This is a genomic window from Isoptericola sp. NPDC056618, from assembly GCF_042792715.1.
In the GTDB taxonomy this organism is placed as follows: domain Bacteria; phylum Actinomycetota; class Actinomycetes; order Actinomycetales; family Cellulomonadaceae; genus Isoptericola; species Isoptericola nanjingensis.
In genome coordinates this window covers 84,479-98,519 of record NZ_JBHTVZ010000005.1, presented here as the reverse complement: position 1 = coordinate 98,519, position 14,041 = coordinate 84,479, and the positions used below count along the sequence as shown (strand labels likewise).

At 77.1% G+C, this 14,041-nt stretch carries 12 protein-coding genes; 5 read left to right on the top strand and 7 right to left on the bottom strand.

The features are described 5' to 3' along the window. Window positions 1-15: 15 nt before the first annotated feature. The 3 genes from ACFQ8T_RS09085 to ACFQ8T_RS09075 are packed head-to-tail and all read right to left on the bottom strand — an operon-like array spanning window position 16 to window position 2,383. Window positions 16-480 (bottom strand): MaoC family dehydratase, encoded by a 465-nt coding sequence (locus ACFQ8T_RS09085; protein WP_430546215.1) that lies wholly within the window; start codon window positions 478-480, stop codon window positions 16-18. Then, on the bottom strand, window positions 477-1,247 hold the full coding sequence (fabG, locus tag ACFQ8T_RS09080) for a 3-oxoacyl-ACP reductase FabG (protein ID WP_430546214.1): 771 nt from the start codon (window positions 1,245-1,247) through the stop codon (window positions 477-479). The genes ACFQ8T_RS09085 and fabG overlap by 4 nt, the downstream gene beginning before the upstream one ends. Beyond that, on the bottom strand, window positions 1,244-2,383 hold the full coding sequence (locus tag ACFQ8T_RS09075; protein ID WP_430546213.1) for a zinc-binding dehydrogenase: 1,140 nt from the start codon (window positions 2,381-2,383) through the stop codon (window positions 1,244-1,246). The genes fabG and ACFQ8T_RS09075 overlap by 4 nt, the downstream gene beginning before the upstream one ends. A 270-nt stretch (window positions 2,384-2,653) precedes the next feature. On the opposite strand from ACFQ8T_RS09075, the gene ACFQ8T_RS09070 reads away from it, so the two are divergent. The 4 genes from ACFQ8T_RS09070 to ACFQ8T_RS09055 all read left to right on the top strand — a co-directional run bounded on the left by ACFQ8T_RS09070 (window position 2,654) and on the right by ACFQ8T_RS09055 (window position 10,190). Next, complete coding sequence (locus ACFQ8T_RS09070; protein WP_430546212.1) at window positions 2,654-3,490, top strand: hypothetical protein; 837 nt, start codon at window positions 2,654-2,656, stop codon at window positions 3,488-3,490. Next, window positions 3,490-5,232: a DNA polymerase Y family protein gene (locus ACFQ8T_RS09065; protein ID WP_430546211.1), complete on the top strand. Its 1,743-nt coding sequence runs from the start codon at window positions 3,490-3,492 to the stop codon at window positions 5,230-5,232. Before ACFQ8T_RS09070 ends, ACFQ8T_RS09065 begins: the two co-directional genes overlap by 1 nt. After that, window positions 5,225-8,929, top strand: a complete 3,705-nt coding sequence (locus tag ACFQ8T_RS09060) for an error-prone DNA polymerase (protein WP_430546210.1) — start codon at window positions 5,225-5,227, stop codon at window positions 8,927-8,929. Before ACFQ8T_RS09065 ends, ACFQ8T_RS09060 begins: the two co-directional genes overlap by 8 nt. Window positions 8,930-9,032: 103 nt before the next feature. Further along, a complete protein-coding gene (locus ACFQ8T_RS09055; protein ID WP_430546209.1) occupies window positions 9,033-10,190 on the top strand; it encodes a glycerophosphodiester phosphodiesterase family protein in 1,158 nt (385 codons plus the stop codon). 12 nt (window positions 10,191-10,202) lie between these two features. Here the strand turns inward: ACFQ8T_RS09055 and ACFQ8T_RS09050 are convergent, their stop codons facing one another. The 4 genes from ACFQ8T_RS09050 to ACFQ8T_RS09035 all read right to left on the bottom strand — a co-directional run bounded on the left by ACFQ8T_RS09050 (window position 10,203) and on the right by ACFQ8T_RS09035 (window position 12,869). Beyond that, the gene (locus tag ACFQ8T_RS09050; protein WP_430546208.1) at window positions 10,203-10,655 is read right to left on the bottom strand and encodes an ArsR/SmtB family transcription factor; all 453 of its coding nucleotides are present in this window, start codon (window positions 10,653-10,655) and stop codon (window positions 10,203-10,205) included. Further along, complete coding sequence (locus tag ACFQ8T_RS09045; RefSeq protein WP_430546207.1) at window positions 10,655-11,305, bottom strand: SRPBCC family protein; 651 nt, start codon at window positions 11,303-11,305, stop codon at window positions 10,655-10,657. Before ACFQ8T_RS09045 ends, ACFQ8T_RS09050 begins: the two co-directional genes overlap by 1 nt. A 74-nt stretch (window positions 11,306-11,379) precedes the next feature. Next, window positions 11,380-11,778, bottom strand: a complete 399-nt coding sequence (locus ACFQ8T_RS09040; protein ID WP_430546206.1) for a hypothetical protein — start codon at window positions 11,776-11,778, stop codon at window positions 11,380-11,382. 266 nt (window positions 11,779-12,044) lie between these two features. After that, a complete protein-coding gene (locus ACFQ8T_RS09035; RefSeq protein WP_430546205.1) occupies window positions 12,045-12,869 on the bottom strand; it encodes a serine protein kinase RIO in 825 nt (274 codons plus the stop codon). 319 nt (window positions 12,870-13,188) lie between these two features. Here ACFQ8T_RS09035 and ACFQ8T_RS09030 point away from each other — a divergent pair, with 319 nt between their 5' ends. Next, window positions 13,189-14,040 carry an MBL fold metallo-hydrolase gene (locus ACFQ8T_RS09030; RefSeq protein ID WP_430546204.1) on the top strand — a complete coding sequence of 284 codons (852 nt, stop codon included), beginning with the start codon at window positions 13,189-13,191 and terminating at the stop codon, window positions 14,038-14,040. Window position 14,041: the final 1 nt, after the last annotated feature.

Genomic DNA, 14,041 nt, shown 5'->3' with positions numbered 1-14,041 from the left:
TCCGGGGGGCACCGCCTATCGCTCGGGGACGTACAGCGCCAGCGTCTGCGCGACGAGCGCCGGCTTGTCGATCCCCTCGATCTCGACGGTCACGGTCGAGGCCAGCCGCACACCCTGGGCGACGGTCTCGGCGCCGGTGAGCTCCGTCGTCGCGCGGACGCGCGAGCCGGCGGGGACGGGGTGCAGGAACCGCACCTTGTCCAGGCCGTAGTTCATCGCCATCGCGACGCCGCCCACCTCGACCAGCGACGACGCCAGCCGGGGCAGCAGGGACAGGGTGAGGAACCCGTGCGCGATCGTCGTGCCGAACGGGCCGTCGGCGGCGCGCCACGGGTCGACGTGGATCCACTGGAGGTCCTCGGTGGCGTCGGCGAACGCGTCGATGCGCTCCTGCGCGATCGTGAACCACTCGCCCGTGGCCTTCTGCCCCACGGCGTCGGCCAGCGCGGCGGGGGAGGAGACCTGGATGCCCGCGGTCACGCCTTCGGCCCGCCGGCGACGTAGAGCACCTGGCCCGAGACGAACGACGCCTCCTCGGAGCAGAAGAACGCCACCGCGGCGGCGATGTCCTCCGGCCGGCCCACGCGGCCTACGGGGACGTCCTTGGCCGCCGCGGCGTGGAACTCCTCGGGCGTCATGCCGATGCGCTCCGCGGTCTCGGCGATCATGTCCGTCGCGATGACGCCCGGCGCCACGGCGTTGGCGGTGACGCCGAACTTGCCCAGCTCGATCGCGAGCGTCTTGGTGAACCCCTGCATGCCGGCCTTCGCGGCGGAGTAGTTCGCCTGGCCCCGGTTGCCGAGAGCGGACGTGCTGGACAGGTTGACGACGCGGCCCCAGCCGGCGGCGACCATGTGCGCCTGCACGGCCCGCGTCGCGACGAACGCGCCGCGCAGGTGCACGCGCAGCACGGCGTCCCAGTCGTCCTCGGACATCTTGAACAGCAGGTTGTCGCGCAGGATCCCGGCGTTGTTCACCAGGATCGTCGGCGCGCCGAGCTCGTCCGTCACGCGCGCGACGGCGGCCTCGACGGCCGCGGCGTCGGCGACGTCCACGCCGAGGCCGATCGCGCGACCGCCGCCGGCGACGATGTCGGCGGCAGTCGCGGCGGCCTGCTCCTCCAGGAGGTCGAGGACGGCGACGGCGTGGCCGTCGGCGGCCAGCCGGCGGGCGGTCGCGGCCCCGATGCCGCGGGCGGCTCCGGTGACGACGGCGACGCGCGAGGTGGGGTCGGCGGTGGCGGTCATGCGGTGGTCCTCTCGTCGAAGGTGATGAGCTGGCGCAGCTCGGCGCCGGCGGCGAGCCGGTCCAGGGCGGCCGGCAGGTCCTCGAGCCCGATGCGGGCCGAGACGAGTGATTCGAGCGGCAGGCGGCCCGCGCGCCAGAGGTCGACGTACCGCGGGATGTCGCGGCTCGGCACGGACGACCCGAGGTAGGAGCCCACGACCGTGCGGGCCTCGGCTGTCAGGGTCAGCGGCGCGACGGACGCGCGGGCGTCGGGGCCGGGCAGCCCGGCCGTCACGGTGGTGCCGCCGGGCGCGGTGAGCGCGAGCGCGGTCTCGAAGGCGCGCGCCGACCCGGCGGCCTCGACGACGACGGGCGCCCGCTCGCCGGCGTCGAGCGCCTCGTCGGGGGTGCGCGCGGTGGTGGCGCCGAGGCGGCGCGCCAGGTCGAGCTTGGCGGGCACCGGGTCGACGCCGAGCACGTCGTGCCCCAGGGCGAGCGCGACGAGCAGCGCGGCCATCCCGACCCCGCCCAGGCCGACGACTGCCACGCGGTCGCCGGGCGCCGGCCGGCCGGCGTTGATCACGGCGCCGCCGCCCGTGAGGACCGCGCAGCCCAGCAGGGCGGCGACGTCGGCGGGTACGTCGTCGTCCACCGGGACCACGGAGGTGCGGTGCACGACGGCGTGGGTGGCGAAGGCGCTGACGCCCAGGTGGTGGTGGACCGGGTCCGGGCCGCGGTGCAGCCGTACCGCGCCCCCGACCAGCGTGGCGGCGGCGTTGGCGGCGCTGCCGGCCGTGCAGGGCAGCCGGCCGTCGGTGGCGCAGGCGGCGCAGGCGCCGCACCGCGGCAGGAAGGTCAGGACGACGCGCCGCCCCGGGGTGATGCCGTCGGGGCCGTCGGTGCCGTCGTGCGCCGCGTCGCCGACGGCCTCCACGATCCCGGCGGCCTCGTGACCGAGGAGCAGGGGGACGGGGCGCTCGCGGCTGCCGTCCACGACGCTCAGGTCGGAGTGGCACAGCCCTGCGGCCTCGATGCGGACCAGGAGCTCGCCGGGCCCGGGCGGGTCGAGGTCGAGCGTGCTGGTGCGCAGCGCCCCGGAGGTGGCGTACGGCGGGGGTGCTCCGGTGCGGTCCAGCACGGCGCCCACGATCTGCACGGTCGACCTCCTCGTCGCTGAGGGCCCCAGTCTGCTCCCGGGAGCCCGTCCGGCTGACATACCGACTGCGCGGTATGTCGGGAGCAGCGTACACGAGCCGGGCGTCCGCGCGGCCGACCTGCGCGGTTGACAGCGGGCGCCGGCACGACGTCTACTGACAGTGTTCGAACAAGCGTTCGAACGACGATGGTCGTCGTGCTGCCGTCGTCTGGTCGTTGCTGGTCGCGGTCCGCCGGGCGTCGCCCGGCGTCGGGATCGGGGGGAGGTCGCATGACGGTCGTCGCCCCGCCGCGTACCGCGGCCCGCTCCATGTCCGAGCCCGAGCCCGAGCCCGAGCGACCGGTCGACCGGGCCGCCGTCGCGCGGGCCGCGCTGCGGGCGGCGGAGCAGCGCACCGGGAAGCGCACCACCCCGCACTCCGCCCCCCGCGCAGGTCAGCGTGCCGACGGAGGCCGCGCGGCGGAGCCGGGCGGCCGCCTGCTGCCGGTCCACCCGGGGCTGGCACCCCTCCTGCCCGAGGGCGGGCTGGCCGCAGGCACGGTGCTCGCCGTCCGCGGCTCGTCGACGCTCCTGCTCGCGCTGCTGGCCGAGGCGTCACGGTCCGGCGCGTGGGTCGCGCTCGTCGGCACGCCGGACGTCGGGATGCTGGCGGCCGCGGACGCCGGGGTCACGCTCGGGCGGACCGTGCTCGTCCCCGCCCCGGGCCCGGACGCGCCGGCGGCCCTCGCCGCGCTGCTCGACGGGATGGACGTGGTGGTCGTCGGCCCGGGCGCCGCCCTGCTCGACTCCGACCGGCGCCGCCTGGCCGCGCGCGCCCGGGAGCGGGGCGCGGTGCTGGTGGCGCAGGCGACGTGGCCCGGCGCGCACGTCACCCTCGACGCGCGGGGCGGCACCTGGTCCGGCGTGGACCACGGGGCGGGCTGGCTGCGCCGCCGCACCCTGCTCGTGCGGCGCACCGGTCGCGGGGCCGCCGCCCGACCCGTCGAGATCGAGGTGGACGTGCCGCTGCAGGTCGAGCGGGTGGTCGGTGGCCCCGACGCCGTGGGCACGGTCCCGGGCGCCGGGGCGCACGGCCCCTCCGCGCCCGCCCGGCTGCGGGTGGCGTGATGACGGGCGGGAAGACTGTGCCCGCGGCGTCCGCGACGACCTCGTCCGGGGCGACCTCGCGGACGGCCGTGCTGTGGGTCCCGGACTGGCCGGTGGTGGCGGCGCTGGTCGGCGCCGGGCTGGACGCGCACGTCCCCGCGGCGGTGCTCGGCGCCCGGTCGGGCGGCGGGGCGGGCGCCGGGCACACCGTCGTGGCCGTCTCCGCCGTCGCACGCGCCCAAGGGGTGCGGCGCGGGATGCGGCGCCGGCAGGCGCAGGAGCGGTGCCCCGAGGTGGCGCTGCTGGCGGCCGACGACGCCCGCGACGCGCGGGAGTTCGAGCCGGTGGCGCTCGCGGCCGAGACGGTGGTGGCGGGCCTGGAGGTGGCGCGCCCGGGGCTGCTCCTGCTGCCGGCGGGCGGGGCCGCGCGCTACCACGGCTCCGAGCTGGCGCTGGCGCAGGCCCTGGTGGGCGCCGTCGCCGCGCGCACCGGGCACGAGAGCCAGGTGGGCGTCGCCGACGGTCTGCTCGCGGCGGTGCTCGCCGCGCGCGAGGACGCCGTCGTGCCCTCGGGAGGCTCCGCGGCGTTCCTCGCCGACCGCCCCGTGGGGGAGCTGGTGCACGCCGTCTGCGACCCGGCCGGGGTGGCCGCCGTCCGGGAGGCGGCCGGGCTGTGGTGGCGGCTCGGCCTGCGCACCCTCGGCGACCTGGCAGCCCTGCCCGCCGCGAGCGTGCAGGCGCGCTTCGGCGACCTCGGCGCCTGGGCGCAGCGGCTCGCCCGCGGCGAGGACCTGCGCCCGCCCGCGCGGCGTCGCGTCGAGGAGGACCTGGCCGTCGCGGAGGAGCTCGACCCGCCCGCCCTGCGGGTCGACGTCGCGACCTTCGCCGCGCGCCGCCTGGCCACCGCGCTGCACGACCTGCTCGCCGTGCGCGGGCTGGCCTGCGGGCGGCTGCGGATCACCGCGCGCACCGCGGGCGTCGACCTCGGCGGGGACGACGTCGGTGGGGAGGCGGGGGAGGGGGCCGTGCTGGAGCGGGTGTGGCGCACGGACGACGCCGCGGCCGGCGGGATGAGCGCGGCGCGGATCACCGACCGGGTGCGGTGGCAGCTCGAGGGCTGGCTGACCGCGGCGTCCGCCCGGCGGGGGGACGGCGCGGACGACCCCGTCGTCGCGCCGATCGCGCACCTGGCGCTGGCGGCGGAGGACGTCGTCCCGGCGACCACCCACCAGCCCGGCCTGTGGGGCGCGGACGCGGGCGAGGGCGAGCGTGCCCGGCGGGCGCTCGGGCGGGTGCAGGGGCTGCTCGGCGGGCACGCCGTGCTCACGGTGGAGCTGCAGGGCGGCCGCGGGCCCCGCGACCGGGTGCGGCTCGTGCCCTTCGGCACGGAGGGCGGCGCGGGCCGCGACCCCGGGCTGCCCTGGCCGGGCGCCCTGCCCAGCCCCGCGCCCGCCGGGCTGCCGGGCGAGCCGGTGCCCGCCCGGGTGCTCGACGCGGCGGGGCGCGACGTCGTCGTGGACGCCCGGCTCGCGATGAGCGGCGAGCCCGCCGCCGTCGCGTGCGGCGGCGGTCGCGGGGCGGACGGGGCGCAGGACGTCGCCGCGGTGACGGGGTGGGCGGGCCCCTGGCCGCTCGCGGAGCGCTGGTGGGCGGCGGGCGGGGGAGCGCGCCGCGTCTACCTGCAGGCGGTGCTCGACGACGGGCGGGCGCTGCTGCTGGCGCAGACCGGCGGCGTGTGGCAGGTGGAGGCGTTCTATGACTGAGACGGAGGTGCAGCGGAGGGTGGGGGCCGAGGGACGAGGCACGCGCCAGGAGCGGAACCGCAGCATCCGTCATGAGAGGGCCACGACCAGCGGGTACGCGGAGCTGCACGCGCACTCGGCGTTCAGCTTCCTCGACGGCGCGTCGCACCCGGAGGAGCTGGCGGCCGAGGGTGCGCGCCTCGGGCTGGAGGCGCTGGCCCTGACCGACCACGACGGGCTGTACGGGGTGGTGCGCTTCGCGGAGGCCGCGCGGAAGGTGGGGCTGCCCACGGTCTTCGGCGCCGAGCTGCACCTGCCGGCTCCCGTGACTCCCGGCGCGGCTCCGGGCACGGCCGGGAGCCGGCCGGTCCTCGACCCGCCCACCGGCGTCCCCGACCCGCGCGCCACCCACCTGCTGGTGCTGGCGCGCGGCGACCAGGGCTACCGCAACCTGTCCCGCGCGATCGCGACCGCCCACCTGGACGCGGGGGTCAAGGGCAAGGCCCGGTACGACCTCGAGGGCCTCGGGGCCGAGGCGGGCGGGGAGTGGCTCGTGCTCACCGGGTGCCGTAAGGGGGCCGTCCGGCGCGCGCTCACCGCCCCCGCGGGCGGCGTCGACGCGGCACGGCGCGAGCTCGACCTGCTGGTCGCCACGTTCGGCCGGGACAACGTGGCCGTCGAGCTCACCGCGACGGGCGACCCGCGGGACGCCGACCTGCACGACGCGCTCGCCGCCCTGGCCCACGACGCGCGGCTGCCGGTCGTCGCGACCGCGAACGCGCACTACGCCCGCCCGCGCGACGCGGACCTGGCGGGCGCGCTCGCCGCCGTGCGGGCGCGCTCCTCGCTGGAGGGCCTGGACGGCTGGCTGCCGGGTGCCCCGGTCGCGCACCTGCGCTCGGCCGCCGAGATGCGGGCCCTGCACCGGCGCCACCCGGGGGCCGTCCCCGCGGCGGCGGGACTCGCGGCGGAGTGCGCCTTCGACCTGCGCCTGGTGGCGCCGAACCTGCCGCCCTACCCGGTGCCGGCGGGGCACGACGAGGCCAGCTGGCTGCGCGAGCTGGTGCGGCGGGGGGCCTCCGACCGGTACGGCCCGCGGCCCGCACCCGGCGTCCCCGGCGACGAGCGCGCCTGGGCGCAGATCGACCACGAGCTGCGCGTCATCGAGGACCTGACCTTCCCCGGCTACTTCCTCGTCGTCTACGACCTCGTGGAGTTCTGCCGCCGGGAGGGCATCCTGTGCCAGGGGCGCGGGAGCGCCGCCAACTCGGCGGTCTGCTACGCGCTCGGCATCACCGCGGTCGACGCGGTGAAGCACGGCCTGCTGTTCGAGCGCTTCCTCGCGCCCGAGCGGGACGGGCCGCCGGACATCGACATCGACATCGAGTCCGGGCGGCGCGAGGAGGTCATCCAGCACGTCTACGGAAAGTTCGGCCGGCAGCACGCGGCGCAGGTCGCGAACGTCATCTCCTACCGGCCACGGTCCGCGGTGCGCGACGCCGCACGCGCCCTCGGGTACGACGTCGGCCAGCAGGACGCGTGGAGCAAGTCGATCGAGCGCTGGGGGTCGCTCCGCGGGCCGGACCCCGTCAGCCCCGCGGCCGACGCCGCGGCGCAGGCCGCCCGGGCGGCCTCGGGCCCCCCAGGGTCCGGGGGCGGGACGCCGGCGAACCGCACCGCCGCCAAGGACGCGCGCGTGGCAGCGCTGTGGGGCCCGACGGAGTCGCTCCCGGCCGGAGCCGGCCGGCCGCGTGGTGACCGCCCGCACCAGGGGCACCTGCCGGGGACCGGCCGGCGGGACTGGTCTCCGACGCTCGGCCATCGGCAGGGCGACCCGCAGGGCCGCCGGCGCGTCGTCGACCCGCTCGCGACGGACGAGGGGGAGGTGCGTCGCGCCGACGACGCCCACGACGTCGTGCCCGCGCAGCGCCCGCCGTCGGCCGAGGAGGAGGGGCAGATCCCCGGCCCGGTGCTCGACCTGGCCGACCGTATGCTGCGGCTGCCGCGCCACCTGGGCATCCACTCCGGCGGGATGGTCATGTGCGACCGCCCGGTGATCGAGGTCTGCCCCGTGGAGTGGGCGCGGATGGAGGGGCGCACGGTGCTGCAGTGGGACAAGGAGGACTGCGCCGACGCGGGGCTGGTGAAGTTCGACCTGCTCGGCCTCGGGATGCTCACCGCCATCCGGTACGCGTTCGACTCGATCGAGGAGCACACCGGGGAGCGGCTCACGCTGCACGGCCTGCCCGACGACGACCCGGCGGTCTACGACCTGCTGTGCGCCGCCGACACGGTCGGGGTTTTCCAGGTGGAGTCGCGGGCCCAGATGGCCACCCTGCCGCGCCTGCGGCCGCGGACGTTCTACGACATCGTCATCGAGGTCGCGCTCATCCGCCCCGGCCCCATCCAGGGCGGTTCCGTGCACCCGTACATCGAGCGGGCGCGGGGCCGCGAGCCGGTGACCTTCCTGCACCCGCTGCTGGAGAGCTCCCTCGGCAAGACCAAGGGCGTGCCGCTGTTCCAGGAGCAGCTCATGCAGATGGCGATCGACGTCGCGGGGTTCAGCGCCGCCGAGTCCGACCAGCTGCGCCGGGCGATGGGCTCCAAGCGGTCGGTGGAGCGGATGGAGGCGCTGCGCGGGCGGCTCATGGACGGGATGCGCGCGAAGGGGGTGGACGACCCGGCCGTGCGCGAGGAGATCTACGACAAGCTCAAGGCGTTCGCGGACTTCGGCTTCCCCGAGTCGCACGCCTACTCGTTCGCCTACCTCGTGTACGCGAGCTCGTGGCTCAAGGTGCACCACCCCGCCGCGTTCTACGCCGGCCTCCTGGCCGCGCAGCCCATGGGGTTCTACTCGCCGCAGTCGCTGGCCGCCGACGCGCGCCGGCACGGGGTGCAGGTGCTGCGGCCGGACGTCAACGCCTCCCGGGCGCTGGCGGGCGTGGAGCGTTCGGCGGAACCGTCGTCCCCGCCTTCCGGGCGTGACGACTTCGGGCCGGCGCCCGACCCGGCGCTGGCCGTCCGGCTGGGGTTGTCGGCGGTGCGCGGGATCGGCGACGACCTGGCCGAGCAGATGGTCGCCGAGCGGGCCGAGCGCGGACCGTTCCGCGACCTGCGCGACCTGGCCCGCCGGGTCGGGCTCAGCACCGCCCAGCTGGAGGCGCTCGCCACCGCGGGCGCCACCGAGGGGCTGGGGGCCGGGCGTCGCGAGGCGCTGTGGGCCGCCGGGGCGCTCGGCCAGGAGGGGCCGGGCACCCTGCCGGGCGTGTCCGTCGGGGTGGATGCCCCGACGCTGCCCGGCATGACCCCGGTCGAGACGGACGTCGCCGACGCCTGGGCCACCGGCATCACGCCCGGCTCGACGTCGCCGCTGGAGCACGTGCGCGAGGGCCTGGAGAAGGCGGGGGTGCTCACCGTCGCGGGAGTGTGCGCCACGGAGCCCGGCCGGCGGGTGGCGGTGGGCGGCGTCGTGACGCACCGGCAGCGCCCGGGCACGGCGGGCGGCGTGACGTTCCTGTCGCTCGAGGACGAGACGGGGCTGCTCAACGTCATCTGCACGGCGGGGCTGTGGCGCCGCTTCCGGACCGTGGCGCGCGGCGCCCCCGCGATGGTGGTCCGGGGCCGGGTCGAGAAGGCCGACGGCGCCGTCAACCTGCTCGCGGAGCACCTCGCGCCGCTGCGGCTGCCCGTGTCCACCCGGTCGCGGGACTTCCGATGACGCCCCCGGAACCTGCCGGCCACCCCGGGGAGTTCACCGAGCTGTCGGCGACACGCCGTCGCGGGGCCACCCGCGGGCCACCGCGGGCGCGCAGGCTCGGCGCATGCGCACCCGTCGACCCGTCGTCGCCGTCCTCGTCAGCGCCCTCGCCGGTGCCGCCCTCCTGGCCGCGGGCGCCGCGCCGGCCGTCGCGGGGCAGGGGCATGGCCATGGCCCCGGGCACGGGGGCCCGCGGGCCTTCGACCTGCAGGCCCACCGGGGCGGCGTGGCGATGACGGTGGAGAACACGCTGCCCGCGTTCGCGAACGCCCTCGAGCTCGGGGTGAGCACCCTCGAGCTGGACGTGCAGATCACCGCCGACGGGTACGCCGTGGTGACCCACGACCGCGACCTCAACCCCGCCAAGTGCGTGGACACGGGGCCGGCGTTCCCCGGCGACCCGGAGTACCCGTACGTGCCCGGGGCGACGTACGTGAAGGACCTCACGCTCGCCCAGGTCCGCACCGTCGACTGCGGGTCCCTGCGCCAGCCGCAGTTCCCCGGCCAGGAGCTGCACCCGGGCGAGCGGATCCCGCTGCTGTCGGAGGTCTTCGACCTGGTGAACGACTACCGGGCGCGCCAGGTCACGCTGAACGTCGAGACCAAGGTCGAGGCGGGCGCGCCGGAGCAGACCGCGCCGCGCGAGCAGTTCGTGCAGGTCGTGGCCCGGGAGGTGCGCCGCGCGCGCCTGGTCGACCAGGTGACGATCCAGAGCTTCGACTGGGGCTCCCTGATGCGGATGCGCGAGGTCGAGCCGCGCCTGCCCCTCGTGGCCCTCACCAACGGCCAGCAGTTCCTGCAGCAGGGTCTGCCGGGCGCGTCCCCCTGGCTCGGGGGCCTCGACATCGACGACTTCGACGGCTCGCTCCAGCAGAGGTTCGTCGCCGCGGCCGCGTCGTTCGGCGCCGACGCCGTCTCGCCGGTGCACGGCGATCCGCAGGGCGGCGGCGTCGACGACCCCGGGTACGTGCCGTTCACCACCCGCGAGCTGGTCGACGCGGCCCACGACGCCGGGATGCGGGTGGTCCCCTGGACCGTGGACGACCCCGCGACGATCGGGTCCCTGCTCGACCTCGGCGTCGACGGCCTCATCACCGACGCCCCCGACGTGCTGCGCGGCATCCTGGCCGAGCGGCACCTGAAGCTGCCCAAGCCGTACCACGAGCCGCGCCACCGGGCGGAGTCCTCGGCGGCACGGCCGGCCGACGCCCCGAGCGCCTGACCGGGTGCGCCGTCAGCCGGCGTCGCTCGCGGCGTCCTTCGAGCCGGCGCCGCCGGTCCCGCGCCGCCGCGCGCGACGGCCGCGGGCGACCTCGGTCGCGAGGGCGTCGAGTGGTTGGGCGAACGGGTCGCCGAAGCGCCCCAGCCACAGGCGCACGACGTCGAGCCCGGTGTCGTCGACGGCGTAGAGGCGGCGCGTGCCGTCGGCGCGCACGGTGACGAGGCGCGCGTCGCGCAGCACCCGCAGGTGCTGCGAGACGGCCGGCTGCGAGATGCGGGCCTCCGCCCGCAGCGCGTCGACCAGTGCTCCGGCGGGCCGCTCGCCGCCGGCGAGCAGCTCGAGCAGGCGCCGCCGCACGGGGTCGCCCAGCGCCTCGAAGGGCCCCCGCGGCGCGGACCGCTCGCCCTCCGGGACCTCCCCCGGGGCCGCGGAAGGCGCTCCCGCCGACGCCGCAGCGTGCGGCATCAGGCCTCCGGCACCGTGGTGTAGAAGGCGACGGTGCGCTCGGCCGCCGCGCGGGCGGCGTCCGGGTCGTCACCGTCGGCGATCGCGGCGTCCGCCCAGCCCGCGGCGGCGAGCCGGGAAAACGTGACGCCCTCGGGGGAGAGCGACCAGGCCTCCGCGGCCTTCGGGTCGATCGCGCCGGTCGGGTCCGCGACGTGCAGGCCCAGCCCCATGAGCCCCAGGTCCCAGCCCACGCCGGTGGCGCCGGGGCCGTACTGGTCCCAGAGCTCCTGCGGGACGACGGCCTCGTGCACGAGCTCGAGGACGGTGCCGTCGCCGTCCTCCGTCAGGGCGACGGTCAGCCACGAGACGGAGCCGCCGAACTCCCAGGTGACGGCGAAGCTCGCCGGGGCGTCGCAGCGCTCGACGGTGCCCCCCGCGTTCCCCTCGAGCTGGTAGCGGCCCCCGACCGTCAGGTCGCCGCTGACCGGAAGGAACCAGCGGGGGATGCGGGCGGCGGACGTGACCGCGTCCCAGAGGTCGGCCCGGTCGGTGGCGTAGGCACGGCGGGCGACGGCGATCTTCGTCGGCGCGCCGTCGCGCTCGCCGCTGCGGATCTCCCGCGCCACGAGGCCTGCGGTGGCGACCGGGTCGATGGTGATGGTGGTCATGGCGACCCTCCTTCGTATAAGTCGTTGCTTATATACAACCATGCGTCGACGCCGAGCGGAAGAGGGCGGGGGGGTCAGCCCAGGGGAGCGACGACGCAGACCTCGAAGGTCCCGCGCCCGCGCCGCAGGAGGTAGCGGCACCTCTCGTCGGCGATCTCGGCCGCGAGCTCGTCCCGGTAGGACCAGCGGACCTCGACCCAGAGCAGACCCCAGCCGACCTCCTCGAGGGCGACCAGCTCGGGCAGCACCGCGACGGCCTCGCGCGCCCGTGCGGCGACCGGGCGGCTCCTGGACAGGTCGAGCACGTCCTCGGGCGACGCGAGGAGGGTCGAGCTCTCCTGGCCCACGAGCAGGGCGGGCAGGTCGTAGCGGTCGGTCACCGCCTCGAGGTCCTCCGCGCCGAGCACCAGGCCCAGGTCCGCGAGGAAGGAGGACAGCGCCTCGCCGTCGTACGAGCCCGTCGGATTCGCCATCCGTTCACGGTAGCCCCGCGCCATGATCAGCGCTCATGAGCCGCCGTCGCCGCCGGGGTCTTCGGCCCGGACGGCTTCTCCCTCCAGTTCAACGGCGGGTCGGGACGCACGTTCACACTCTCGGCCGTCGAGGGCTCGATGACCGCGGGGGACTGCGGCGAGGGCACGGTCTGGGACGTCCCGGGCGCGAGGTGGGCGGACCGTGACGTGCACGGAGGAGGACGGAGCCCCGGACCGCTCCGTCGGCGCGGGCGGCTGACGGGCGCTCACCACGCCTGCGCGAAGACGTCCGCGAAGAGCTCGTCGGGGTCGACGTCGAGGCCACGGGACGCGAACCACGTGCACACGTTGCGGCAGTCGCGGTGCAGCAGGTCCGCGCCGAACGGGTTGGCCACGAGGTCCACGACCTGGGGCAGGTCGATGATCACGAGCCGCCCGCCGTCGTCGGCCCCGTCGCCGAGGCCGTCCACGAGGATGTTGTACGGCGACAGGTCTCCGTGCGCCCACCCGAGCCGGGCGATGACGCCCATGCCGTGCCGCAGCTGCTCGAACCAGTCCGCGAGGTGCGACGGGTCGGGCCGGGTGCGGGCGAGGCGCGGCGCGGCCTCGGCCGTGCCGTCCGCCGACTCCCGGCCGACGAACTCGAGCAGCAGCTCGGTGCCGTCGATCTGCACCGGGTAGGGCACGGGCGCACCGGCGTCCCACAGGCGGGACAGGGCGAGGAACTCGGCGTCGGCCCACTGGGTCGCGGCGACCGCCTTGCCCCACGAGGACTTGCGGTCCTCGATGGCGCGCTGGTCGCGGGTGCGGCGCACGCGCCGCCCGTCGGTGTACTCGCCGTCGCGGTGGAACTGGCGGTGGTCGCGGCCGCGGTACCGCTTGGCGGCGAGCAGGCTGCGACGGGTCGGGTCGTCGGGCACGGCGCGCTCGACGAGGAAGACGTCCGCCTCCTTGCCGGTCTTGAGCACGCCGAGCTCGGTGTCGAGGGCGGCGTCGGCGGTGACGACCCAGTCGGGCCGCGGCTCGGGGCCGCGCTGGCCCTTGGTCACGGAGGTCCAGGTGGACCACCGCTGGTCGGGGCCGGGCTCCACGGGGAGGTCGCCGTCCGAGGCGACCGAGAAGGCGGCGAAGGAGGACGAGGAAGAAAGGGAAGGGAAAGGGGTGTGCTGGTGCACGCGAGACTCCTGCTCAGGTCGAGGAGCTCGAGCGGCCCCTCAGGATCGGGTGGTGTCCGCCCGCCGGAGAGCCTCCGGGAGGGCGCGCATGACGACGTCGTCCATCGCTCTGCCCTCCTTCGCGTGCGGGCCCGCGCCGATCGCGTGCCGCCTGCGGGGAGCATGGCAGGAGCGGGTCACGGCGGTCCATGTCTTTTTCGGTCTTCTTCGTCTTCTCGGTGCGTAGGGTGCGGGGATGGGGTTCGCGCCGGTCGTGGAGGGTGGCCCGGGCGTCGAGGACGTCCTGGTCCGCACCGCCCGCCGTCTGCACACCACGACGACCCTGGTGCTCGCACCGACCGGGTCCGGCGACGGCGGTCGCGCTGCGCTCCTGGTCGACCCGGCGTGGGAGCCCGACGAGCTGGTGGCGGTCGCCGACGGGGTGGACGCCCGGGGCGGCCGGGTCGTCGCCGGGTACGCGACGCACGCCCACCACGACCATCTGCTGTGGCACCCGCGTCTCGGGCTCGACGTGCCGCGCTGGGCGACGGCGCGGGCGGCGCGGGTCGCGCGCCGGGAGCGCGCGCGCCTGCTGGCGGAGGCGCGCGCCGACGCCGAGCGTCACGGGGGAGCCGGGCACCCGGCCGAGGTCCTCGACCTGCTCGGGCGCGTCGCCCCGGTCCCGGCGACCGCGCGTGGGGTCCCCGACCCGGACGGCGTGCTGCCGCCCACCGAGCTCGTGGTCCACGACGGCCACGCCCCCGGGCACGGAGCGCTCTGGCTGCCGCGCAGCCGGGTGCTGGTGGCGGGAGACGTGCTGAGCGACGTCGAGCTCCCGCTGCCGCTCGACGAGATCGCGGGCGGGGGCGCGAAGGAGAGCGCCGAGCGCTTCCTCGCAGGGCTGGACCGGCTCGCGCCGTTCGTGGCCCGGTGCGCCGTCGTCGTGCCGGGGCACGGGTCGCCCACGGCGGCCGCGGTCGCTCGCCTCGACGCCGACCGGCGCTACCTCGACGCCGTGCTGGGCGGGCGCGTCGTCGACGACCCGCGCCTGGGCCTGCCCGGTGCTGCGGAGGAGGACGCCCGGCTGCGCGCCGCGCTGGCGCGCTGAC